This window comes from Photorhabdus kleinii (assembly GCF_025384885.1).
Taxonomy (GTDB): Bacteria; Pseudomonadota; Gammaproteobacteria; order Enterobacterales; family Enterobacteriaceae; genus Photorhabdus; species Photorhabdus kayaii.
This window is the reverse complement of sequence record NZ_JAJAFY010000059.1, coordinates 1-24,947: the sequence shown is the minus strand read 5'-3', so window position 1 is coordinate 24,947 and position 24,947 is coordinate 1. Positions and strand designations below refer to the sequence as shown.

Below are 24,947 nucleotides of genomic sequence, written 5' to 3'. Positions count from 1 at the left end.
CTATGTGACCGGGGTGAGCGAGTGCAGCCAACAAAGAGGCAACTTGAAAGATGACGGGTATATAGGGATAGGGTTTTTGGCTAAGAACCCTATCCTGAGCATCTCGATTTTAAGATGTAATAAGGATCAAGCCTGATGATGATTCCTCGACAATGCCGTTACCAGTTGATTAACCCCGGTTGTTACGCTACTGAACTGGCTGTGTTGTTTACGAGTGATCACCACAAACACCCCAATATTTTGTTCGGGGATCATTGCCATATACGTATTAAACCCGCCGCCGCCGCCGGTTTTCTGATAAATACCCGGTATATCGCGACGGGCGTTCATGTAAACCCAACCAAGGCCAACGCCATCTGCCTGACCGGCAACATCCATCCCTTTAATTGAAGCCAGAGCGGAACGCTTAAAATAAATACCTTGTTCACGGCTTGCGGTCTGTTTACGTAACTGACTGTCTGATGATAAAAATTGCTGCATCCAGTGCTGCATATCTTTTGGCGTTGAATAGATTCCACCACTGCCTGCTGCCGCAACAGTATTAAGACACGGACTCGGCTTATAACTTTCCATCAAACGAGCACACTGAGAACGGTTTGGCGTCAGTGTAGTGTCTTTCATGTAATAAGGGCCGGTGATCTTATCGTGTAACAAACGGGTATATGGCTTACCCGTAGCCTTGGAGAGCGCATCTGCCAATAAATCGTAAGCCAGATTGGAATAAGATGCTGTTGTGCCTGGTGCTGAGTCTAATTGAGCTGTTTTTAACCAAGTCCAGCGGTTGGCTTGTGTAGGCCAGACAAAAACAGGGCGCCCCCATCTACCTCCCGGCTGCTCACGAGGTAAGCCACTGGTATGGCTTGCCAGGTGGAACAACCGGATAGGTTGAAGAGGGCTGTATTGGGGCACTTTCACACCATAATAGCTATAGTCCTGCAACGGATCGGTGGAGCGCAGAATTTTATCCTCTTCGAGCTTGATCATAATTTCACTGGTCATCAACTTAGTTAGCGAGGCAATACGGATGATAGAATCGGGTTTCGGACGGATGCCATTTCCCGGACGGGTTTCACCGAAACTGCGGTAAACCGTCTGATTATTATCAATCACCACCATCGCCATGCCTTGCGCATTGCTGCCGTTGAAAATATCCTGTGCATACTGATCAACCAACTGAGAAGCTAGCTTTTTAGTTCTCGCATTGCCTTCGAACACTTCCCATTTCAATGGTTGTTTCTTCGGTTGCAGAAACTTTGCCGAAAATGTTTTATTTGAAGAAGAGCAGGCTGTAAGAGCCAACACGATGGCAGAAACAGAGAAGAGCTTAAAAAACTGTTTATTCATTTTGAATTGACCAATCAGGCATATTTCCAGTGAATTCACAAACAGGATAAAGATAGCGAAAGTGACTATTTATTCTTTTTAAACAATGCCATCAACGCGCCAATGACAATGCCCAAAAAGATTCCGGCGCCAATCCAGCTAATAATCGTCATAACCATTTACCTCATAGCGAATTATCATGCTGAGATTATATAAGGTGATTATAGGTTGTCTATCGACGTCAGGTAGAAAAGATATTGTTGGGTGTATTTGTTTAGAGCTTTTATGCTCAGTAATTGAACGCGCATTTGTGTTGAATCGATGGGTTTGATCTTTTTTTCGACACTTAAACCAAAGTTATAAGGATAACAGTTGCTAACAGATCGCTGACAGGTATAATGACCCTCGTTTTCCGCATACTACTTCAGTGCCGAAGTGGCGAAATCGGTAGACGCAGTTGATTCAAAATCAACCGCCTTCGGGTGTGCCGGTTCGAGTCCGGCCTTCGGCACCATTTGACCTTCCAGAGACGTCCATAATCTTCCATAATCACCTGAAAAAGCAACAGATTACTTAGTTTTTGAGTCTATAATCGTCCATTCGTATCCGTTGACATCCATGAAATTTGGGGGTCAAATTGGGGGGCATTTCTTTTCGATAATGAGTTGACCCCCAAATTATGCCTTTAACAGACATGGAAGCTCGTGCGGCAAAGCCCCGTGAACTTACCGATGTACAAGGTTTGTATCTTCTCATCAAACCCAATGGCTCAAAACGCTGGTATCTGAAATATCGGTTTGCGGGTAAAGAAAGCCGGATTGCTTTAGGTGCATATCCTCAAGTAACACTGGGGAAAGCTGGAGAGCAACGCGATAGTATCAAGATAATGATCCGTAATGGCATCAATCCCAGTAAAAAAAGAGAAGTAGAAAAACAAGAAGCAATTGTCGAAACCTTAACTTTTGAAAAAGTGGCTAGGGATTGGCACAGTAGCAATAAGTGTTGGTCAACAACGCATTCAGAACGAGTACTGGGTGATCTCCGACGTAATGTTTTCCCTGCGATTGGGAATAAAAGTATTGCAACTTTAGAGGTCAAAGATCTGTTGGCACCTCTCAAAGAGATAGAAAGCAGTGGTCAATTGGAACTCGCTTCCAGACAACAACAAAGGATTACTGCTATTATGCGCTATGCGGTACAAAATGGCTTGATCGCTCGCAATCCTGCTCAAGATCTCAAAGGTGCGTTGGCGACACGCAAATCAACTCATCGTCCTGCTCTTCCTCTTGAAAAATTACCCGATTTTCTTACTCGTCTTGAACACTATAAAGGACGCCACTTAACTATTTTAGCTGTCCGACTGACTCTATATATATTTATTCGTTCCAGTGAACTCCGTTTTGCACGCTGGAGAGAAGTTGATCTGGATAAAGCACTTTGGACAATTCCAGCAGAAAGAGAGCTTATTGATGGTGTTAAACATTCTCATAGAGGTTTGAAGATGCGAACGGTACATCTTGTACCTTTATCCTACCAAGCTCTTGAATTACTAAAACAGATAAAAAAATTATCTGGAGATAATGAGTTAATCTTTCCGGGCGATCATAATCCAAATAAGCCAATGAGTGAGAACACAATAAATGCTGCTTTAAGGACGATGGGTTATGACACTAAAACAGAAGTCTGTGGACATGGTTTTAGAGCAATGGCTTGTAGTGCTTTAGTTGAATCAGGATTATGGTCAAAAGATGCAGTTGAGCGGCAGATGAGCCATCAGGAACGTAACAGTGTACGAGCTGCTTATATTCATAAAGCAGAACATTTGAAAGAACGTAAATTAATGGTTCAGTGGTGGGCCGATTACTTGGATCAATGTAAAAAGAAGGGGCTGTCCTAGATAAGTAATTTGATCTAGGATATCCAAATGAGAAAAAATCGGATTAGCCAATACAAGCAAAAACGTCTTCAGGAGCTCTTTGTGGCAGGGGCTACAGCTCGCACTGCGGCAGAGTTAGTGGGTGTCAACAAAACGACTTTAGCTTACTATTTTCACCGCCTCAGAGTCCTTATCGCTGATTATGCCGATGAACACTCCATGTTTGAAGGTGAAGTCGAGATAGACGAAAGCTATTTCGGGGGTAAACGTAAGGGAAAACGCGGGTGGGGTTCAGCCGGAAAAGTCCCTGTTTTCGGGCTTCTCAAGCGGGGTGGTAGGGTTTACACCCGCCTAATATCTAACGCTAAATCCGATACCCTGATGCCGATAATCACAGCGAAAATTAAGCCTGACAGCCTGGTCTACACAGACAATTTTGCCAGCTATGATGTACTGGAAGTGTCCGATTTTAAACACTATCGAATCAACCATAGCACGGAGTTTGTAGACGCTAAAAATGGTCAAAACCCTATCAATGGGATAGAGAATTTTTGGAACCAGGCCAAACGTCATATGCGTAAATTTAATGGCATACCAAAGGAGCATTTTGAGCTCTTTCTCAAGGAATGTGAGTGGAGATTTAACACACCGGGTGTAAAAGACCAATTACATATTTTAAAACAAAGAGTTAAGGGAAAAATATAATCGTTATCTAGGACAGCCCCTTGTTTTAAATATTGCAGGTAAAGTATTAACTAAACCCTGTCTCTTAATCTCTTGTGCTATGAATGGATATTTCTCCTCAACGAAATTCATGGAAATATCTCCTTCAATGAGGTACATGATAATATCACAGCGATTTTGGACTAAACCATCGTCCTTGTTTAATTTCAAAACATCAATAGTGTATAAAATTTTATCATGAATATCTTGGGAGAGATTCTCACCTGGTTTTATTAAGCAGCTAGGAAGATCCAGAACAAACCAACCGACTTCAATTGTAAAAGGATCGCAAATGTTTTCTGTGTTACCTTTGTATTGATTAAGCCTATCTAGACATAATCTGTAATTATTCCATTCATACGCGAGGTTAGGATATTTTGTCTTTGGCAAAAAATGATCCACAACTCCTGGAGATGTTGGTAAATATACACAACTATAAGCACAGATAGAACGATACGAATTATAAAGTTCTTTTGCTGTCTTACGCCAATAATCTTTACCTGCGAAATCTTTGTAATTCGGATTAGGCACCTTTTTAAGAAATAACGCACCTTTTTGGCGAACATCCAGATCAAAACTTTGAGGTTCTGGCATTAATTTTAAAGGTATCATAATTTAACCCCATTCCTTTCGGCAAATATAATCCAACGAGGCCAAAACTTGTCAGTGGCAGAAAGATATTTACGCAACCTCAAGGTTATATCTTCTATTATTTTTATATCAGGCTTATCGATTGCCTGTATTTTTTTTGCATCCTCAATAGCTGCTTCACCTTCTTGTGATCTTGCTTGTCGTAATTCAAAAATTGGGGACATCAGCCAAGAGGAAACATCACCATATTTGACAAAATCTAATTCGTCTAGTGTTATTTTTCCTTTATCATCAAGTTGTAAGTGAAATAAACTGTCTGTTTCAGTTTCGAACACTTCTTCAGAAGAAGCCATTACCAAGGGTGAGTGAGTCGCAATGATAAACTGAATTTTCAACTTACTTGAAAATACCTTATCAAGTGCAATTAAAGATGGTAAGAATGCTCTTTGCCATTTTGGATGCAAATGAGCTTCTAATTCATCAACAAGCACTACCATGTTATTTTGAGGAGGAATATTCATCATCTCCGAGATAACAAGATGCTCATTCCACGCCCAAACGATCATATATGCTAAAGCAACGATTCTTCTGACACCCGCTGAAGCACTGGTTATAGGGATCTCTCCGTAGGGATGAATTAAGGTTGGAATAACTCTTGGATCGTCAGGAATTCTAACGGGTTCACCCGGTTTTAAAATACCTAAGTCTGGAGGGGATAGCTTTTCTAAAACCTTTTCAAAATGTTTAAAATGCTGACTCTTATTATCATTTCTCCATGTTATCCAATCTCTGATTAATCCTTCGAGGACTCCAATTCCATCTTGTCCATCCCAGACTTCTTTGTTTTTGAAGACAAATTTTTCTTTTTCATTAAAAGTTGATTGGGATGAGTATTTCCTGGCTGGGTCCCATACTGCGAAAGAACCATCTACTTTAGCATAAACAATGAGACCTGGAATGGTGGGTCTGTCCGTTTGTGTCGGCCAACTAAAATTGTCCCAGTCAAAGTTTACACAATTGTCTGACTTGAATTCACCATTGCCTTTAATTGAATAAGTTAAGTTTATTTTTTTACCTCTTAATCTTGGATCAGGATATGCTACACGATCAGTCCAAGTATTGGTCAATGCCCACCAAGCTGATTCTAAGATAAAGGATTTTCCAAGCCCATTATCACCAGTGATAATATTAAGTCGTATCTTTGGTTCGATGACAAGTTTCTTAGCTGGTCCAATATTCTCAATGGACAGAAGAGATAAAGTTCCACCATTTTCTGGTTTAGAATCGGGTGGTAGTGATAACTTACCCTTAATTTTTTCCCATGATAGACATTCGTTATCAAATAAGTTGTCTGAATTATAGTCTTGAATTGAAAATAATGTATCCAGTTCTTCGTTTGAAAGATTGTACTCCTGAATAAATGAGGAAATTATAGTTTCGCAGGATGTATTTTGAGGGAAATCGTCAAATTTATATACCCAAATATATAATGACATCAATGGGATTTTATTTTTCTTTATAGATGGATGATCTTTTAATATAGATAAGTAGTGATCAGCCCATCCCCATAGCTGAGTACGCTTGGGGTGAATAAAGGCAGCAGAAAATGTTTGTGTGTTTATAGCCTGTAACCCAGATGAAGCATAATTATTATTAAGCCACTCATGTGATGTTTGATATGTGAACGGTTGATAAAAATATTCTGAATCAGGATCTATTTTATGAACTTGCTCAAGAAAATCTTTATTCCTCGCATCTAAAGCGAACTGTACACTTGTTCCTACAGGGAGCTTCTGCTTTTTACAGACAAGAAAAGTAATGCCGAAAAAAGGATGGACCTTTTTAAGGTCCATAATTGCATTTAGCACTGCACTTTGACTAAAAAACATAATTAAATGTTCTCCATGTTTGATGCAGAATATTCGCAAAATTCATGATTAAGATCTATACCAATCGATGAATACCCCATTTGTGCTGCTACCCTGCAAGTTGTCCCGCTGCCCAAAAATGGGTCCAATACGATACCATCAGGTTTACAACCAATTTTTAGGCACCTCTCGACTAAAGCATCTGGATATGGTGCCGTATCAAGGCCACCCCCACTTTTAGGCCTTGCAGGTATAGTCCACATATCTTCTTCGACTTTTTGTTCTATAAGTTCTTGTTTGTTAAAGTAATACTTTCTACTTTTAACAAACATGAATACATATTCATAGCTTCTGCTTGGCCTATCTTTAACAGATTCAGGCAGGCACTTTTCTCTGTGCCAAATGATAGAACTGCGAATAACCCATCCACGGGTAGCCATTTCAATTGCTACTCGCCAAGGAATTCCAATCATAGATTTTCTTTGTAAACCTATACCCATTCCACCGCTTTTATCTACGGCTCTAAGACCAAAACGTCGTTTATTGCTTTTTCTATCTTTGCCCTGCGACTGACCTTTTCCTGAATAATATGTATCGCCAATATTCATGAATAAAGTCCCTTCTGAGTTAAGGACTTCTTTCACATTGTCCATAACATCTGCAATAGCATTGACATACTCTTGCACAGAATCTTCTAGCCCAATTTGGCCATCAACACCATAGTCTCGAAGCCAAAAATAGGGGGGGGATGTGATCGCGCAATCAATGCTACCTTTGGGAAGCTCTTTGAGTATCTGGGCCGAATCTCCGTTATATATTTCCCATTTTGCACCGGTTGAAGAAAATCCTTCCCAATGTTTTTTTAGCTCTTCGACATTTTCTGTTAATTCAGTATCAGTATTGTCGAAATCCAACTCTATATTCTTAGTCATTGATATTATCTTTTGAAATTCGGTTCGAATTAGCTATATGAAATTTTGGCAAGAACTGTATTACTCGTTCTGATTTAACTTTTGCTTCATTTAAATCAAAATATAATTGCAATTCTAGCCAATATTCAGGAGGTGTTTGGAAGAAATGAGCTAATCTCAATGCTGTGTCACCTGTAATTGACCTCTTTCCCTTTATAATCGTAGTGATTCTATTTTTGGGAACATCTATCTTCCTTGCTAATTCTGAAGCACTTAAACCACATTCTTCAAGTTTACATAAAAGTGATTTTCCAGGATGCTCTGCTTTCATTTCAGGACCCTATAAAAATTTTCACTAATATATTATAATATCACTGTTACGTCAAGCGTAACTTTTGGCTATGTCAATTTTATTCAATAATCTCTAAGAGGATGATGCTTGCATTATCCAATATATTTTGGGGGACTATATTAAGAATCTTGTATTAACACTTGAAGTGCTTTCACAAACCTACATTTAGGGCTAATTTACGGTTTCGCTTATTCACTAATCACTTAACAGCACAGATATCATCAATTATGCCCTCATTGCTGTAAGTTTTATCCATAAAAATGGAGGACGATGCGATGTCCGAACCAACAAGTAAGGTTTTTATCTTCGGTTAAGAGCGGAGCTAATCCCGCTCTATGTGCTATTTTTCGAAATATAAAACTCTTGAATTAGTTCGGTTGTCATTTAATTTAATAACTAAACTTAGGTATTATCCTTTTCTTTCAACTTCTTAGTTATCTCAATAATTTCTTTCAGATATTGCAAGTGATTTGCAATATTTTTGAGTGCCAATGCTCCGAATGATAGCCCTAAAAGAAAAGCTAATCCAAATACAATTAATGTATTGGCTGTGCCAGAGTTGAAAATTCCTTTAGAGATGGTATCACTCAGTTTGTTAAAACCACCAATAGCTTGGATGGCTGAATATGATAATCCAAGTATTGATAAGATAGCAGTTTTCTCACCAAAGAAGTCGTTAATTCTTGATTTGACTCGTTGTATTTTTATATTCAACCAATCAATAGAGTAATTTAACTCAGTTAAAGAGTAAGGCATTAGTTTTTCTATATTCTGTTCATCGTTATCAATTTCACAAATCAAGTCATTAAAAATTTCCTTTTTAAAATTAAGCATAAATTTAACCCCTGGTATTATGGGAGTAAATAAGTATACAATTCCCGCAATAGAATTAAACAGATATAGAACTAATGCTAGTAATATAAATAGATCTTTTGATAGGTGAAAAAATTTATAAATTAATGCCATAATGAATAGTAAAACAAGAGAGAAAAATGATGTAAGGAAAGAATATACTTGGATCTTTCTCAATAAATTACTTTTTCTATTTATATGATTATAAGGAGCATAAGAATACATTTTACTTATTGTTTTTATGATTTGATTTACTCTATACATAATTTATGATTCCATGTTTTACTATTACTTACTTAACACCAATTGATTATGATAAGGATAGATTTTACACTATCAATCCGAAATGACTAATACAGTCCGTTCGATTATCACCAACTGGGACTGATGGTATCAATGATGGTACCTCAGCTAATTCAGTTTACGTTATTTTCTTAAGAGCAAAAGGATAGATGCGATGTTCGAGTCCGGCCTTCGCCATTGTATGAAGTCACCTTGGGTGGCTTTTTTTATGTCCGAAATCGTCCATTAATGTCCATATCTAACTGTTAAATAAAGACTTTAATCTTATTTGATTTCTTCCGGTTTTGTCTGTTTTATCTGCAGCGGTCTTTTTTCGTCCATTGACATCCAGATAATTTGGGGGTCAAGATGAGGGTCAATTCACTTCGATTATGAGTTGACCGCCAGCTATGGCTTTGAATGACGTTATTGCTGTGCCAATGCATCACCGATATCATGCGCTATGCGATGCAGAACGATCTTGGGATCCGCTTGGAAAACGGAAAATATCCTACGCTAAGCCTATTTTTTGTACAGTCCACTATCCACTATCCACTATCCACTATCCACTGAGCGTAATGAGCGGTATTTACCCCGCCCCAGCTTAAGATTTGTTCGCCAGACGTAATCTCCACTCAGATTGATGTGCTCCCATCCCAGCGGGGACAGATGAGAAATCAGTTGTTCATTAAGCGGGATCCCTTTTCGCTTCAGGAAATCTATAGCTCTTTCTATATATACCGCATTCCACAGTGATATCGCCTCAGTCAGTAACGTCAGCCCACTGGCACGGTAGCTCTGGTTTTCCAGCCCTCGATCCCTGATTTCACCCAGCCGGTGCATAAAGACCGCTCGCGCAAGGGCATTGCGGGCCTCACCTTTATTCAGCCCCGCCTGTACGCGTCGACGTAGGGAAGGATCCCGAAACCAATCCAACATAAATAATGACCTTTCAATGCGACCAATCTCCTTCAGCGCCTTTGCCAAGCCATTCTGCTTTAGATAGCTGGCCAGCTTTTTAATCATCAGTGATGCTGTTACTGTCCCCTGCTTTATAGAACTCGCCAGACGCAGTACCTCATTCCAGTGTGTTTCAATTTCTTTAAGATTCAGGCTGGTTGTAGAGATGATTGACTGAAGCCCCGGATACAATTCAGCTTTTCCATGAATAAACAGCCACTTGTCGTGAAGATCCCGGATCCTTGGTGCAAAAGCGAATCCAAGCAGATGCATTAGTGCGAAAACATGCTCGGTGAAACCAGCGGTATCGGTGTAATGCTCTGTAATTTCCAGATCACTTTCGTGATACAGCAGACCATCAAGTACGTGAGTTGAATCACGTACGCGACTGGTCGGTTTCGGACATCCATTTACACATATGTACGAAAGTGAGTGAAATTTATTTCGGACATGCATTATAATTCGTACATCTATTCCGTACAGAAAATTTCACTATGTCACGTGTTTTTGCCTACTGCCGGGTCTCCACTCTGGAACAGAACACAGAAAACCAACGGAGGGAAATAGAAGCAGCTGGTTTTGCTGTCCGATCTCAGAGACTTATTGAAGAACATATCAGCGGATCTGTTGCTGCCAGTGAGCGTCCCGGTTTTATCAGACTGCTTGACCGTATGGAAAATGGTGATGTGCTGATTGTCACCAAACTAGATCGTCTTGGCCGAAATGCTATAGATGTCAGAAAAACGGTGGAGCAACTATCGGCATCCGAAATTCGGGTTCACTGTCTGGCATTGGGCGGAGTGGATCTGACCAGCCCGGCGGGGAAAATGACCATGCAGGTTATATCGGCGGTAGCTGAGTTTGAGCGCGACTTGCTCCTTGAACGCACACGCTCTGGTATTGCTCAAGCAAGGGCTTCAGGCAAGCGTTTTGGTCGCCCTCCCATCCTGAGCGAGGAACAAAAACGTGCAGTAACAGAACGTATTAATGCCGGGATCAGTACCAGCGCTATTGCGCGTGAATTTAATACTACCAGACAAACCATACTTAGAGTAAAAGCAGGACAAAATAACCTCTAAATGTAGATGCAGCTTTAAGCGCACGCAACCATTTTTAATGGTCCGCTCTGTGTCAAGAGTTGTTACATAGCTTAAATTTGTTCTGTTCCTCAAATTTCTTTGGGAAACGTGAGGGAAAAGAATTTGACTCCAATCCAACAGAAACCAGCACATAACTCAGGGCGAGAGCATGAGTGTGCATTTATCATTCATTTTGGTTAAATATTGAACATACAAGACCCATTAATGACTAACAAAGTTCATTAATCAATCAATTTTAGTGTGCTAATTAATCATTTTGTGGTTAATAAACGTTCGTGATCTTGCCCTGGCACATAACTGATAACTGCTGCGCCCAATACATTTTGGGAGTTAAGTTTGCTTTTTGTAAGCTCTATTACATGTAGAAGCTATAACTGACTTGTGGTTTCTCATTTTCATCCACATATTTCATAATTTCACCTACTTTTCTTGCACATTCGATTGTAATTGGTAAGCGTCCATCTAATTGAGTATTGTTCCAATTCATTTTCGTCAATCCAAGTACTTCTTCACATATTTCCTCTAAAGAGGAGTCATTTTCGTGTGCAATAATTCTAAGTGGGCTAGGGATATACATACCTGGATAAGTTTTATAGAAATCAACAAACCCTCTAGTGTAGAGTAGACCCTCTGATTCCGAGAGTGACAGCAATGTTCCTCTTTTTGGTGGATAATTAGTTTCGCCGAACAATCTTATGTCTGATTCGGTAATTGATACATAATCTCGAGACCGAATCGATTTTGCATCGAGCGCTTCGTTAAACCCTTCTATTTCACAGTGCCTAAATTGACTTGATTTGTGAATTACAACTCTTGCAGGCATTTGCATTAAGGCATTGTCATATTCAGATAGAGCATTACTCAACAATTCGAAAGCCTGCTTTTTTGACATATAAGGGCGGCGGTCTGTTTTATCCAAAGCGACAGGACTGCCTCTAAGAATGACTCCATGACCAAATTCATCAAATACTTGTGCTAGGCTAGTTGAAATAGTCTCTCCATCTCTGCTTTTATAAAAACCGATCCCCACATAACATGATCTAGGTTTATACGTATTTTCGACGAGTCGCCAAGGAACAGTACGATTTCCTTTATAATACAAAGCAGTGCTGAAGTTCCACGCTTTGGTAGCATCATCCTGTTGACCACGAGATACTTTGGAATCATCAATTGTATTTTCAATAACAAGCTGTAACGGCACACCTAAATGCATCGTTTTTGCTTTTATCATCCGCCTGAAATTGTGCTCCATGTAAGCTTCTATTTGGGCATCGTCATCAGTACTTTTTCCTGTGTTTTTTGTTATCGAGTCAAATAAATCATTGGGAATAACACAGATTATCACGTCAACAGCGCGGTTTTCAGTTAAAAATCTTATTTGGTCATAAAACAGATCAACAGCGGCATTAACTCTGTCCTCTCTTGCTTTAATAGAGCTGATTTTATTCAAGCTGGATTTCTGTAAGGGCCTTGTATAAGCCGGTGAAGAAAGTAGCTTCGAATGAAAACCATGAGAGTCGGTAAAACCACCAAAACCTTTAAATAAATTTGCAAGATTGGATTCTTTTGGAAGTATCCCGGCTCGACACTTTTCTAACCAGACATCCAGTTTATCGACACCATCACCTCGTCCAACAATGCCCAACCTTAACTCTGATTTTCTGAATTCATCTTTTTTGTCGTACACCCCGAGTCTTTCAATTCCAGCTCTTGGGCATATATGAGTACCTTTCCCAAACTCAAGGCTAGGCTCAGCCAATACTTTAACCTTCATCAGAGTTATCTTCCATTTCTTCATCGGTTTCAAAGTCAGGGTATTCGCACTCCAGTATTTCGAGTTGTGAAACACGAAGAGGGGAGTTCTTTTTATCAAGTTCGGAGCTTAGAAAGAAGGCAATAAATCGCGTGATATTTCTGACCGTCCCAGAAGTATCTAACTGTTTTTGTTTTGACAGAAATTTATCATGCCCCAATGATTTTTTGTAACGATTATATGTATAGAGCCAGCTGGGAACTATTAGGCAATACCAATCACGACCAATATTAACGAACGATAAGTTAAAGCTAACATGTTTAAAACAAAGAACTTTATCCGGGTTTCTCGAGTTCATTTTTTTCTCGAACACCGTTCTTATTGCTTTCTTTTTCCCAATCCACTCAACTTTTCTGGCCTCGTCCTCTTCATGCACAGGTAAAAAGTAAAAACAGTTTTCTAAATAGTTAAACCCAACATTTAGGTCTGCAAGTTCGACTTTGAAGGAGTTTTTTAGCAATTCCTTCACAATATTTCTATATTCATCAAACTCCGACTCTAGGAGTTCGTTTGTTTGGATCGGCTCGATAGTATTAATATCAATCAGCTGCCTTAATGCATTGTCGAACTCTGGATTCACAAACGAAAATAGCTTTCCCTCATGAAAAGTCCAGGCGTCTGAAATGGCACCATTCAAGACCATTGCTAATCGAACTAAAGTTTTTTTGCTATGACGGCGTTTCTTGAAATCTAATTCCTGTCTTGCTCGTTTTAAGGTTTCTTCAAAGTTAATAATGACTTCTGCGATAAAAACTTCGTCAGGAAATGTTATTTTTGCAAGATTTGTGGTGAGTGTTTTCTGTTCAGGCTCTTTAACGTCTGTATATTGGAGATAGCCATCTATATCACCAAGTATTAATTTTAGCTCATGTAAAACTCTTTTTTGAGCGGGTAACCGTAAAGATGTTGTCTTGGCCAGGATGTCTGACAAATCGATGATTTGATGCTTAACATTAAATTCGAACTTACCCTGTATTATTTTATCAATAGTATCTTGTGAATAGGATTTTTGCTTCTCACTGAGAATGAGAATAAACAGCTCATCGAAATTGCTTTCAAATCCATGCTCAATAAATACGCTTAAGGTCTTCTTAACCTTTTCTAACCCAGATGTTGAAGTGACCTGAAAGGCAACACGGTCATGTTCATCACCCAAATCTATTCCGGGAAAGTTTTTTTGCTTCGCATTAAGGTTTACCAGCCTAGGGAGACTAAATACCTCCTTTAATACAGGTATTAAAGCATCTTCAAGCGAAAGATTTACATCCAGCCTACCTTGCTTTGCCGCAAGATTGACCTGGCAAATGATTCTGCTAACCACATCTCTCAGTTCATTTTCGACATTGATAGTTTCCAAAGCTATAGATTCCCTTTACTTATCATCTTAAAGCCTGGTGCAACCGAGGCACTCGAGCATCCCTGAAGTATATTCACATTCTTCAATTTGAGTTGGTATTCATACCCTTCTAGTTCTCCATCTTCACTGCAGTCCACGTTCCATTGACGAAGCAAGTAACCTGCAAGAGCAGAGTGGATTTCGAGAGCTAACATCCCTTTATCCATCTTGTAGTCAAGCTCAATTGCTCTTGAAAACCTGAGGGATGGATTCGGGATAATGTGAAGTTCGATAATCTTGTTCCAGTCGTGATCTTGCGATTGAGTTTCATGTTCCAACACGCTGGAATCTAGCTGTTTGATAGAAGTAAATCTTGAACAAACAAAGTCTCTAAAGCTCTTCGATTTTCGATCAAAAGCTCTTACGTGCCAGTGATGACCGTTATTTACGATCGCATGAGGCAGTAGAGTGCGCGTACTTGAACCAGAACTAATGGATTCATATTGACATTTTATTGGCTTCTGGGAATGAATTGCCCTCATTATGGCTGAAATTATAGAGGGCTCAGGGTGAACCAGCCTTATCGCGTCAAAACATACTGAGGATGGTTGCTTTCTAGATGAAATCCCATCACCGAACCCTTTTGCCAAAGCAGTTAATATTGCTTCGGGGTCATATTCAAAAATCGGCTTAAACTGACTGCTGCGCGTATACTTTTTTGTCTCATGTGTTAACACTGCATTTGCAGGCGCGAGTTCGCGGTACATAGCTAAGTCTCGCGAACAAGACGCCAAACCAGTTTGAAACTTTTCTATTAATTCCGCTCGCGAGACCTGTCCAAAGTATTCCAAACAGAAATCAATGTATGCCAAACGTTCACGTTGAGCATAATTCAATTCTTCAATCACGGTTTACACTTCTTGTATCAATCTTTTCTACACCCTAACAGAAGAACAAAAAAGATGCTATCAAAATGATAGTATCTTTTTTTATGGTTAAATTTGGCGAATTGTTGGCTTGATTGACAGCAACTCAGGAAGACTAATTGGAAAATCTTCATCTTCTTAGCCTTGAACTCTAAAGAGAAGCTTTTGCTCTGTACGCATAACTCCCCGGTAGAATTATATCATTGATTTAATATACATATTTAGTTGGGATTTAGCGGGGCGATTTCGGGGACTTACTCTGTGCAAGAATACCGTAACATATCAATACAGCCAATCGCTAACCTGTCAGTTGACTGAGGCGTCTACGGCCACTTCTTCACCAATGTGGTCTGTATAAAAAACAACCTTAGCATAGGATATTTTCCGTTTTCCATGCGAACCCCATATATTGCACTTCTCACTCCAGAGGAAGCTGTGAGTATTTTAAGTGATATCAACCATTTTTCACCAACAAGACCAAAAATAAAATTAAATAATTACCATGAAAAGGTTTTTTATGTTACCGATCCCATTTCACCTTTTGCCGGAAATATACATGATTTTTTTGGGTTTTCCGCGATTGTCAGAGAGTTTGAAAGTATAGGGATCACAGCAACGGAATATTTTGATAAAAATGGCAAGTGTTATATAAAAATATCAGGTCATGCGGGTCTTAGACGTATTATTACGGGAACGCGATACGGTGCTAAGAATCCTAAAATGCTATCGATGGGTATAGGACAGCAAGGTCTTAATTCAAGTATTGTTAAAGGGGTTAAATTCTGCATTATCTTTTCTGTTATGTATCGAACGATTGAGGCTGTTTTTAAAGATGAATATACCTTAGCGAATTTCATTGGCAATATAACTGTTGATATGGCTAAAACGGCAATAATTGCGGCAACTTCTTGGGCTGCGGGTTCATTTTTGACTGCTACAGCTATTTTAGGTGGTAGTATTATTGCCGCTGCTGGAGTTGTTCTTCTTGTTGGATTGGGGGTTGCTATTGGTCTGGAAATTCTCGATACAAGATATGGAATAAGTAAAAAGTTAATAGAGTTAATAAAAGAAAATATGGAAAGAAAACTAAGGTTACCAGAAGGAAATTTACAGCATGTGTTTAACAGCTTAGGTAAAATAAAGTGAATAATAAGTATGTAAAAATCACGTACGGGATAATACTATTGCTAATAGTTACTTCTATAATGTACTTAGTGAGTGACTGTGTTTTTTCATTGATTTTAATGAAAGAAAAAATAATATTCTCTGGCACTATTGTTATGTATTTTATTTCATTTCCTTTAATATTTTATGCTATATCAGGTTCCATTTTTTTCTTTGTTTTTGATCGATTGCCGAAATTTAATAAGCTGATTATCAGATATTTAACTATGCTGATGATTGCATCATTTATCGTTAGCTTTCCTATCTCTTTCTATGTTGGTTATAAGTTAAAAAGTGATGGCTATTTAGTGTGTGAAAAGATCTCATGGATGTCGCCTACAACTTATGTCAAAGACATTAAATTGTGTGAGTAAAAATTTTTGTAAATAACCTCAGCTTTGCTTAAGAACAGCAATTATTAGAATCACATAAATTCAAGCTCGGCTTTTTTGGGTTGGGCGGTATAAGCAATGAATCCCGACACAACCTCTAATAAAAAGCAGAACATATTAAGCCGTACTGGAGAAGAGAACCAACACGTTACATTAGATTCCCGCTTAACACACCACACACATTGGTTTACCTGAAACTGGTTCGGGGTGAATTTCTGCTTCAATGCTGAATACCCGCTGTAATAATTTCGGTGTCATAACCTCTTCGGGTGAGCCTTGGGCGACAACCTGCCCCTGAGAAAGTAGTACCAGGTGGTCACAGTACCGGCTAGCCTGATTGAGGTCATGAAGTACGGTCACGACCGTTTTTCCTTCGTTGTTCAGCTCACGTAGCAGCTTCATCAATTCCACCTGATGGTTGATGTCAAGATACGTAGTAGGTTCGTCGAGTAGCACCAACGGCGTATCTTGGGCCAAAACCATCGCCAGAAAAGCACGCTGGCGCTGCCCGCCTGAAAGGTCGGCAACGCGTTTATCGGCAAGATGGCTAATCTGCGTTTTTTCCATTGCTTGTTGTACAAGACGACGATCATGAGATGTTAAACGCCCCCAGAATGTCAGCCAGGGGCTGCGTCCGTATGCAACCAGTTCATGGACGGCGATCCCTTCTGGTGTGAGAGGGTGTTGCGGTAAAAGCGCCAGATGTCTGGCGAGCTTGCGTGAGGAAAAGTGCGCTAAAGGTTCACTATCTATTGTTATCTTTCCAGATAATGGTGTTAATAGCCGCGAAAAGCATTTCAGTAATGTTGATTTCCCACAGCCGTTAGGGCCGAGCAACGCCGTGATTTTCCCGGTCGGGAGGGTGAGCGACAGGTCATTCAGAATGCGTTTCTCCTCGTAGCCCGCAGATAACTTTTCCGTAGCCAGTTCCATTTAACGTGTCCTCACTAAAAGCCAGAAGAAATAAGGGGCGCCAATGATGGCGGTCAGTACGCCAGCAGGCAATTCCATTGGTGGAGCTATGGTCCTTGCTAGCAAGTCGGCTAGCAGCAGAACCTGCGCCCCCATCAGCATGGATGCGGGTATAAGCCAGCGATGCCGTCCTCCCACAAGTCTGCGAACGAGATGGGGTACCACGAGGCTGATAAAGCCAATCGGCCCGCAAACGGCGACGCCTGTTGCGGCGAGCGCTACTGCCAGCATTAATCCCCAGGATTGTACGTGTAGGAGCGAGACGCCCAGTGTGCTGGCGCTGTCATCACCGAGTGCCAGCAAATCTAAATCGCGACAAAAGCGTAGGCTGAGCGGTATCAGTATCATCAATACCGGCAGGGCTATAGCCACAAACTGCCAGTCGCGTCCCCACAGACTGCCCGTCAGCCACAAAAGCGCATTGTTGATATCTTGTGGGCGTGAGAGCATGAGGTAATCGGTGATGCTTGTCCAGGTAGCTGAAAGTGCCACGCCAACCAGTGCAAGGCGCAGTGGCGAAGAGGGACCGGCAATCGCCCGCAGTAGGATTAGCGCGGCCATTCCACCGCAAAAAGCGAGTAACGGAAGCCACTGTACCGACAGAGAAGGGAAAAGGAGCAGCGTGCTTACCGACGCCAGGCTTGCTGCATGATTTACCCCCAGTACATCGGGGGAGGCCAGTGGATTACGAACAATCCCTTGGACCAAAACGCCGGAAAGCGCCAGTGCAGCGCCTACAGTGATGGCTAGTAAAATACGCGGTAGGCGGTACTGCGTTAGCATAAAGTGGTGTTTGTCACTGGGTTGCCAGCCGCTTATTAACGCGTCCCAGGGAAGTGGTTGCGCCCCCATGCGTAGCGCTAGCACCAGCGTAATTGCCAGCAACATGACCAACAGTGAGATAACCTGACGATTCATGTTCGCCTCCTTGCCAGCCAGACAAAGCAGGGTGCGCCAATCAGCGCCAGTATCGCGCCTGCCGGGAGTTCCCCAGGCCAGGCCAGTGCACGGGCCAGTAAATCGGCAAGTAGCATAAATACTGCTCCCAGCAACATGCACATTGGCAGTGTGCGGCGTAGATCATAGCCAACCCAGAAACGCGCCAGATGGGGCATTAGCAGGCCAATAAACACGATCGGCCCCGCCACACTGACGCAAGCCCCCACCAGAATCAGCACCGCTAGACTGATGAAGATACGTAGGCGCGTTAGATTCACGCCAAGTGTATGGGCACTGACATCGCCAGCGTTGAGCAGATTAAGTGATTTCGCCAGCAACAAAACTACAGGTACAGTGACCACCACGAAAGGGAATAGTTGCCAGAATTCAGGCCAGCGGACATGGGAGATCCCTCCCGCCAGCCAATAGAAAATGCCGTAAGCATGATCTTCGGCAAGCAGTAGCGTAATACGTGTTAGTGCCATACATAAGGCCGATAAGGCAATGCCCGCCAGAATTAGCTGGTTGCGATCGTATTTTTGCTGCCAGCTACCACTTGCGGCCATCACTATCATCCAGCTAATTCCACCGCCACAAGCTGCCACCAAAGAAATGGAATATCCGGCCAGCGCTGCCGGACTGAAAGCGCTGACCAGCGCCATTGCCAGTGCTGCGCCACTGTTAATGCCCAATAAGGAGGGGGAGGCCAGCGGATTATGGGTGAGCGTCTGGAGTAGTGCGCCGGCCAATGCCAGAGCTGCGCCGAGCAGAATAGCAACCAGACTGCGTGGTAGCCGCAGATTGATAACCAGCGCCTCAGGCAATGTCGGTGTATGACCTGGCACCAGCGCCTTAAGTGCGCTAATGGCGGGAATGGGAATAGCGGAGTAGCAAAACAGGCTTAGCCAGAACGCACTCAACAGGGCAACCAGCGGCAATCCCCAGCGCCAGACCGCATGGTGATGGCGTCTCATGGTGTTTCATTAACTGGTTGATGATGGAAGATTTTTACCGCATCACTGCCGATGCGTTCAGCGGCAAATATCCCGCGCATACGAGCCCAAGTATTGCTATCTACCGCTGCTATCTGATGCTTGTGCTGTGCTGTCATCATCTGCCACAGCGTATCTTGCTGCCAGCGCTTCACGATGCTTTCCTGGCGATAGTGGGCGACGATAAGCCAGTCAGGATTGAGTGCCAGTAACTGCTCTAAGTTGAGAGAAGCCATTGCTGCATGATTAACTGGCGCCGGAACTTTCAGCCCTAATGCCGTTAAGACGCTGCCGGTATAGGTATCGCTGGAGTGCAGGTTAAATTGCTGTTCGCGCGAGGTGCCAAAAACCACACTGACGCTTTGTGGCAACTGACTGGCATAGCCTTTCATGCGTTCACGGTGTTCTGCCAGCCGTTGTTGCATCTCACTCTCTTTCCCCATCACTTTGCCGATGATCGCGGCAGATTGCAGGTTTTCTTCGTAGGTTTCGTTGCGGGACTTTAGCAGTAGGACGGGAGCGATGCCCTTGAGTGCCCGATAGATCCCCGCGTGGCGTTGACTGTCTGCAATGATGAGATCAGGTTTTAGCGCGCTGATGGCTTCAAGGCTTGGCTGAGCGCGAGTGCCCGTTGATTGCCAGGGTTTAATACGCTGGCGAACATCCGTGAGGATGCGCTGCGGATCATTATCATCGGCAATACCTACCGGGCTGATATTGATGGCGGCCAACGCATCAACAAACGATAATTCCAGCACAACTACGCGCTGGGGAACGGTATTGAGGGTAAAACTGCCCTGCTCATCCTGTACCGTGACCGCAATGGCATGGGGCAGGCTGGCGAAGAAGAGCAAAACGATAAACATGACGTGAATCGGTGCAAGCATAACTTAGCTCCAGAAATAGCAAAGCCGGGCAATGGCCCGGCGAACGGATTAATGTAACGTCAGAATTTTACAGAACCTTGCATATAGAACGTACGTGGCTGCCCGGCGTAGAGGCCTTTGTTATTGTCATCATAGGAGCGGGTGTAATACTCGTGGTCGAAAATGTTTTTCACCCCAAAGGCTAGACTCAGATTGGCCATTTGTGGACCGAAGTCATACGCCACGCGCGTATCCCACAGCATAAAGCCCGGAATGCGGCCGGTGCTTCCATTGGCGCTTTCCTGCACGGTATTAGCGTTATCAGCAAACTGACTGGATTGGGATGTGCTGTTGAGGTTGAAGGTCCAGTTACCCGGTTTGTAATCTATGCCAAATGCACCTTTATGTTTCGGTGAGAACGGCACTTGATTCCCGTAGGTGTTGCCTTCTTCACGAATTTCTGCGTTGACATACGTGTAACTGGCGTAAACCGAAACGTTCTTCAGCTTGGGCGTAAGTTCCGAAAGATCGTAACGTGCCTGAGTTTCCAGCCCTGTGTGTCGGGTTTTCCCACGTGCCGTAACAGTATCATTAGTCTGGTTGGAGTCGTACTGATTGTTGAAGTTAATCAGGAACAGCCCCATTTCCGCTGCCAATGCGCCGTCATCGTAGCGAGTTCCGACTTCCCAAGTTCGCGCCTTTTCAGGTTCTACATTGCCGCTTTTCACAGCCTTACCAATTTGGCTGTATTGTACGGTACCGAATGAGCCTTCCGTATTGGCGTAAAGATTCCAGCTATCAGTAATATGATAAAGAACATTGAGTGCGGGCAGCGGCGCATCGTAACTTACTTCTTGGCGGGTGCCTTTCACATTGTTGTTTTGGAAGGATTTGATATGTTCGAATCGTATTCCAGGCGTGATGGTCCAGTTGCCGATATCAATGCGGTCGTCAATATACCAAGCATGAGCCTCGGTGCCGGAACGAGTATTACGGTCATAAGGGCTTGATGTGCTGGGTAATTCGCCGCTGCGGGTGGCGGTGTAGTAACGCATTTCGTGACTGGCTTCATTCACATAACGGTAGCCAATCCCTACTTCATGGGCTGAAGGACCTAAATTGAAGAGCTGGCTATAGCGTGGTTCGATGCTACGCACCCAATATTCTCGCGGGGAAAGGGTAATGCGCTTGCCCTGCTCAAGATAACCGCTGCGCAAGGTATGAGTGTATAAGCCCTGAATATTGAATTTGTGGTGCTGGTCGGGTTGATACTGATAGCTGAGACTTGCGAGCTGACGGCGGCCCCAGAAGCGGTCATATGGGCGAGTGGATTGCCAGCGATTGGCATCGTAATCGGCGCGTGAAAGGCCACCGGGCATATCCGCACTGCCATCGTAATATTGCAGTAGGCTGTTGAAGGTGTGCGCTTCATTGGGTGCATAGCGGCTTTTGAGCATCACGTCATCAATGTGTGTGGCGCTGTGCTCGCGCCAGTCGCTGCCGCGTGTGCCGGAGTAGAGAAGCGCTGTGCCGAAACCGTTATCTGCCGTACCGCCAATCATCAGATTATGGGTCTCTTTTGGATTATTTTGTGAGGATGTGGGGCTAAGTTGTCCTTCCACACTGGTCTCAATACCAAAATCCTGCGGGATAGCGCGGGTCACGAAATTCACCACACCACCTACGCTTTGTGGCCCGTAGCGCACAGCGCCGCCGCCGCGTACCACGTCTATTGCGTCCATATTGCCGAGAGATACTGGCGCTAATGATAGCTGTGGCTGTCCATAAGGCGCGAAGGGTACCGGAACGCCGTCCATCAGAACCGTAGAGCGGCTGGCGAGACGTGGGTTCAGGCCACGAATGCCAAAGTTCATTGCCAGGTCGTGGCTGCCGGTACCATTGTTTTCTGGCGCGTTGACGCCGGGAATGCGGTTCAGCACTTCACGCATTGTGGTTGCGCCTGTTTTAACAAAATTTTCCCTGCGGATGACATCACGCGCGCCTGCATGTTCAAACACGTCAGCTTCACGCGCACTACCTAGCCAGTCGCCTACCACGGTCAGCACGTCTTTCTGCGCAACAGGAGCGGGTTCGAGTGTGAACGTGTTATTGCCTAATGTTTTCACCTGCAAATCAGTGCCGACCAGCAAGGTGCTCAGTCCATCGGTGATGGAGTAATTACCGTGTAGACCGCTACTCTGTTTGCCGCGGGTTAAGCTGGCATCTATTGAAAGGGTAATACCGGCGTGGATGGAGTACTGATTAAGCACTTTATCCAGTTCGCCTGCATTAATGTCATAGTGTACGCTAGCTGGCTCTACAGCAGCATACGTTATCCCTGAGGTTAGGCAGGCCACCGGTAACAGGCTCAAACGAATCGCCATTACCAGCGGTGTTGCTTTGTGAAGCGCGCGCAGTGGCTGTGCACGTAAAGGCATCATAACGTCTCCATAATCATTTTATTGCTGTATTCACTTATGAAGTCGAACGAGGAAACAAAAAAGGACAATCGAAAATGATTATTTTTTACGTTAACGATTGTTCTGCGGGCAGAACATTCACCCAAAAACGGGTAATGTATTGAATCTTAACGGGAAGCGTTTTCTCTATGACGGTTAATATGGTATCGGTATTTTTCATCGGGAAAGTACCACTTAACCGTAGCGAGGCGACGGCCGGGTCGCAGCGTAATATACCGCTTCGATAGCGGGCGAGGGTTGCTATCACTTCACTCAATGGTTTATCGCTGAAGCTTAGTATACCCTGCGTCCACGCGTTGTCTTCGGCGGCTGCCGCGGTCAGTTCACCAAAATCGGTGGCGCTGAATCTTAGGCTTTCGCCCTGATGCACAATACATTTGCGGTCGGCACCGGTCAGTATCACCTCTACGGCATGTTGCTGCACGCTAAGTAGTGTGGCGTTGGCTTCCTGACGAACCGTAAATTGGGTACCTAGCGCAGTCAGTTGTGCATGACGGGTTTGTACACGCAACAGCTTTGCTCCGGTATCATGTCCGGTAGTGATGGCAATTTCGCCATACCAGAGATGTACCAGACGTTGTTGAGGAGTAAAATGGACATCTACGGCACTGTCGGCATTGAGTGTAAGCAGTGTGCCATCGCTCAGCCGATGATGCTGAATATCCCCTTTAGAAGTATGGTAATCGGCTCGCAGACCTTCTCCCACTTCCGAGTACCACAGTTGCCAGCTACCGCCAACCCCCAGTAACAATAGTATGCCTTTCATCACCCTGCGTCGTGACAGATAAGTTTCCTGAAGTACGTGGCTTGCCGCATTACCTGGCACTACAAGCATCTGGTTACGAAGATTTTCCACTTGCTGCCATGCCCACTGATGATCCTGATGCTGCTCGTACCAGCGCTGCCATTTTTCAGTTTGCAGCGGGCTGACCTGATCGCTATTCAGTATCGCATACCAATGCGATGCTGATTTTAATGCCTGACGGCGAGAATGGGTTAACATAGTGTCCATATCAGAGCCCATTTTCCAGACGAAACAGCAGGCAGTGCTCGGTGGCTTTAGCCATATATTTTTTCACGGAACTGACGGACACATTGAGGCGTGAAGCGATATCGCTGTAGGTCAGATTTTCAAGCTGAGACAATAAAAACGCTTGGCGCATTTTGTTGCTCAGACCATCGATCATCTGGTCGATTTGCTGGAGTGTTTCAAGTTGACACTGACGGATTTCCGGCGAGAGCATAAGCGCCTCGGGCCGTTGCGCCAGTAGCTCCAGATATGCTTTCTCCAGTGCGTTGCGGCGAAACAGATCGATCATCACCCTTTTGGCGATCGTGCAGAGGAAGGATTTTTGGTCGCGAATAGCTTGTAGCGAGTCGCCGGCCATCACACGCAGGAAGGTATCTTGTGCTACGTCGTCGGCATCAAAGGACGATTGCAGTTTGCGCGTGAGCCAGTTTTTCAGCCAGCCATGATGTGCGCCGTAAAGCGATTCAAGTGTTAGCTCAGCGGAAACAACAATGCGGTCAGACATACCCTATAACATCAAAAGTAAATAATCACGGTATCATCTTAATGTGAGAATAGTTATCATTACAATCATTCCGAAGGTTTTTTATTTCATGTTGATGTGATTTAAGTCGGTGTAGTCGGGAGAGCTGTCTCTGTTTCGTTAATAATGTTGGAGAAAGCGGTTAATGAAGACTGAGCTACGGCCGGAAAAAACTTGAAGTCAGTCATAAAAAAGCGGTAGAGAAAGGCGAAAATCGGTACGAGAAAGCGGATTGATGCACCGAGCCAATTAACCTAAAGAGCGCTTTTTACTTACTCCGTAGATCCCGATTTACTCAGGTTAGACCATGTGGTTTATCGTTTTTCGTGCTATCTGAAAGCAAAGGGTTACAGAAACTTTCACTTATTCAAGTAAAAGTAAATATACCTTATCCTGAACGTGATAAAACAGGTATTAAGAAAAGCCGTTTTTATCTATCAGTGTGGTTTTAGAATCTGGGAAAAGAGTCAAGCGTACTATGAGTAAATAGGTAAAAACTTAAATCATCAAAGGTAAAAAGAAGTGATTAAGAATTTTTTAAAGTGGGTGAAAAATTTGATGCTATATTGGCATTGCAGGAGAAAATATTAGAGAAAACGGGTTTTAAATTGATTAACCAAAGTGGTAAAATAACAGTGTTAACCCAATGACAAGAATATGAAGTTATATCAAAACA

21 protein-coding genes, 1 tRNA gene and 1 pseudogene are annotated in these 24,947 nt (G+C 43.1%); 6 read left to right on the top strand and 17 right to left on the bottom strand.

Annotated features, from left to right (window positions below; translation table 11 throughout):
• Positions 1 to 126: 126 nt before the first annotated feature.
• Positions 127 to 1,344, bottom strand: coding sequence for a D-alanyl-D-alanine-carboxypeptidase/endopeptidase AmpH (gene ampH, locus LG003_RS20130; RefSeq protein WP_262981471.1), 1,218 nt, complete (start codon positions 1,342 to 1,344; stop codon positions 127 to 129).
• 408 nt (positions 1,345 to 1,752) lie between these two features.
• Between ampH and LG003_RS20125 the strand changes: the two genes are divergently transcribed.
• The 3 genes from LG003_RS20125 to LG003_RS20115 all read left to right on the top strand — a co-directional run bounded on the left by LG003_RS20125 (position 1,753) and on the right by LG003_RS20115 (position 3,904).
• Positions 1,753 to 1,837, top strand: a tRNA-Leu gene (locus tag LG003_RS20125).
• 165 nt (positions 1,838 to 2,002) lie between these two features.
• Positions 2,003 to 3,220: a tyrosine-type recombinase/integrase gene (locus tag LG003_RS20120; RefSeq protein ID WP_262981470.1), complete on the top strand. Its 1,218-nt coding sequence runs from the start codon at positions 2,003 to 2,005 to the stop codon at positions 3,218 to 3,220.
• A 27-nt stretch (positions 3,221 to 3,247) separates the two neighbouring features.
• On the top strand, positions 3,248 to 3,904 hold the full coding sequence (locus tag LG003_RS20115) for an IS1595 family transposase (RefSeq protein WP_262981469.1): 657 nt from the start codon (positions 3,248 to 3,250) through the stop codon (positions 3,902 to 3,904).
• 3 nt (positions 3,905 to 3,907) lie between these two features.
• Here LG003_RS20115 and LG003_RS20110 read toward each other — a convergent pair whose 3' ends face one another.
• The 6 genes and pseudogenes from LG003_RS20110 to LG003_RS20085 form a co-directional block, all read right to left on the bottom strand.
• A complete protein-coding gene (locus LG003_RS20110) occupies positions 3,908 to 4,534 on the bottom strand; it encodes a hypothetical protein (protein ID WP_262981468.1) in 627 nt (208 codons plus the stop codon).
• Positions 4,531 to 6,402 carry an AAA family ATPase gene (locus LG003_RS20105; protein ID WP_262981467.1) on the bottom strand — a complete coding sequence of 624 codons (1,872 nt, stop codon included), beginning with the start codon at positions 6,400 to 6,402 and terminating at the stop codon, positions 4,531 to 4,533. The genes LG003_RS20110 and LG003_RS20105 overlap by 4 nt, the downstream gene beginning before the upstream one ends.
• Before the next feature lie 2 nt (positions 6,403 to 6,404).
• Positions 6,405 to 7,313 (bottom strand): DNA-methyltransferase, encoded by a 909-nt coding sequence (locus tag LG003_RS20100; protein ID WP_262981466.1) that lies wholly within the window; start codon positions 7,311 to 7,313, stop codon positions 6,405 to 6,407.
• Positions 7,306 to 7,623: a HigA family addiction module antitoxin gene (locus tag LG003_RS20095; protein ID WP_262981465.1), complete on the bottom strand. Its 318-nt coding sequence runs from the start codon at positions 7,621 to 7,623 to the stop codon at positions 7,306 to 7,308. Before LG003_RS20095 ends, LG003_RS20100 begins: the two co-directional genes overlap by 8 nt.
• Before the next feature lie 423 nt (positions 7,624 to 8,046).
• Positions 8,047 to 8,478, bottom strand: a complete 432-nt coding sequence (locus tag LG003_RS20090) for a hypothetical protein (RefSeq protein WP_262981464.1) — start codon at positions 8,476 to 8,478, stop codon at positions 8,047 to 8,049.
• Between the two features lie 855 nt (positions 8,479 to 9,333).
• Positions 9,334 to 10,227: pseudogene (locus tag LG003_RS20085) on the bottom strand (Tn3 family transposase); the annotation flags it as partial.
• Between the two features lie 5 nt (positions 10,228 to 10,232).
• Between LG003_RS20085 and LG003_RS20080 the strand changes: the two are divergent.
• Complete coding sequence (locus tag LG003_RS20080; RefSeq protein ID WP_262981463.1) at positions 10,233 to 10,817, top strand: recombinase family protein; 585 nt, start codon at positions 10,233 to 10,235, stop codon at positions 10,815 to 10,817.
• A gap of 376 nt (positions 10,818 to 11,193) precedes the next feature.
• On the opposite strand, the gene LG003_RS20075 is transcribed toward LG003_RS20080, so the two are convergent.
• Genes LG003_RS20075 through LG003_RS20065 form a run of 3 tightly spaced genes read right to left on the bottom strand, consistent with a single transcriptional unit; the run spans position 11,194 to position 14,895 of the window.
• The gene (locus LG003_RS20075) at positions 11,194 to 12,612 is read right to left on the bottom strand and encodes an argonaute/piwi family protein (protein WP_262981462.1); all 1,419 of its coding nucleotides are present in this window, start codon (positions 12,610 to 12,612) and stop codon (positions 11,194 to 11,196) included.
• Positions 12,602 to 14,008, bottom strand: coding sequence for an SMEK domain-containing protein (locus LG003_RS20070; RefSeq protein WP_262981461.1), 1,407 nt, complete (start codon positions 14,006 to 14,008; stop codon positions 12,602 to 12,604). The genes LG003_RS20075 and LG003_RS20070 overlap by 11 nt, the downstream gene beginning before the upstream one ends.
• Before the next feature lie 2 nt (positions 14,009 to 14,010).
• On the bottom strand, positions 14,011 to 14,895 hold the full coding sequence (locus tag LG003_RS20065) for a WYL domain-containing transcriptional regulator (protein ID WP_262981460.1): 885 nt from the start codon (positions 14,893 to 14,895) through the stop codon (positions 14,011 to 14,013).
• Between the two features lie 453 nt (positions 14,896 to 15,348).
• Between LG003_RS20065 and LG003_RS20060 the strand changes: the two genes are divergently transcribed.
• Together LG003_RS20060 and LG003_RS20055 are read left to right on the top strand one after the other, a co-directional pair.
• Positions 15,349 to 16,059, top strand: coding sequence for a hypothetical protein (locus tag LG003_RS20060; protein ID WP_390894154.1), 711 nt, complete (start codon positions 15,349 to 15,351; stop codon positions 16,057 to 16,059).
• On the top strand, positions 16,056 to 16,451 hold the full coding sequence (locus tag LG003_RS20055) for a DUF1240 domain-containing protein (RefSeq protein WP_262981459.1): 396 nt from the start codon (positions 16,056 to 16,058) through the stop codon (positions 16,449 to 16,451). Before LG003_RS20060 ends, LG003_RS20055 begins: the two co-directional genes overlap by 4 nt.
• 183 nt (positions 16,452 to 16,634) lie before the next feature.
• On the opposite strand, the gene fecE is transcribed toward LG003_RS20055, so the two are convergent.
• From fecE to fecI, 7 genes are all read right to left on the bottom strand, one after another.
• On the bottom strand, positions 16,635 to 17,402 hold the full coding sequence (gene fecE, locus LG003_RS20050) for a Fe(3+) dicitrate ABC transporter ATP-binding protein FecE (RefSeq protein WP_262981458.1): 768 nt from the start codon (positions 17,400 to 17,402) through the stop codon (positions 16,635 to 16,637).
• Positions 17,403 to 18,359: a Fe(3+) dicitrate ABC transporter permease subunit FecD gene (gene fecD, locus LG003_RS20045; RefSeq protein WP_112878775.1), complete on the bottom strand. Its 957-nt coding sequence runs from the start codon at positions 18,357 to 18,359 to the stop codon at positions 17,403 to 17,405.
• Positions 18,356 to 19,354 (bottom strand): iron-dicitrate ABC transporter permease FecC, encoded by a 999-nt coding sequence (fecC, locus tag LG003_RS20040; RefSeq protein ID WP_262981457.1) that lies wholly within the window; start codon positions 19,352 to 19,354, stop codon positions 18,356 to 18,358. Before fecC ends, fecD begins: the two co-directional genes overlap by 4 nt.
• Entirely contained in the window at positions 19,351 to 20,259 is a 909-nt protein-coding gene (locus LG003_RS20035) for a Fe(3+) dicitrate ABC transporter substrate-binding protein FecB (RefSeq protein ID WP_112878777.1), read from the bottom strand. Before LG003_RS20035 ends, fecC begins: the two co-directional genes overlap by 4 nt.
• 59 nt (positions 20,260 to 20,318) lie before the next feature.
• Positions 20,319 to 22,679 carry a TonB-dependent Fe(3+) dicitrate receptor FecA gene (gene fecA, locus LG003_RS20030; protein ID WP_262981456.1) on the bottom strand — a complete coding sequence of 787 codons (2,361 nt, stop codon included), beginning with the start codon at positions 22,677 to 22,679 and terminating at the stop codon, positions 20,319 to 20,321.
• Between the two features lie 85 nt (positions 22,680 to 22,764).
• Complete coding sequence (fecR, locus tag LG003_RS20025; RefSeq protein WP_262981455.1) at positions 22,765 to 23,730, bottom strand: ferric citrate uptake sigma factor regulator FecR; 966 nt, start codon at positions 23,728 to 23,730, stop codon at positions 22,765 to 22,767.
• A gap of 1 nt (position 23,731) precedes the next feature.
• Positions 23,732 to 24,253 (bottom strand): ferric citrate uptake sigma factor FecI, encoded by a 522-nt coding sequence (fecI, locus tag LG003_RS20020; protein WP_262981454.1) that lies wholly within the window; start codon positions 24,251 to 24,253, stop codon positions 23,732 to 23,734.
• Between the last annotated feature and the right edge of the window lie 694 nt (positions 24,254 to 24,947).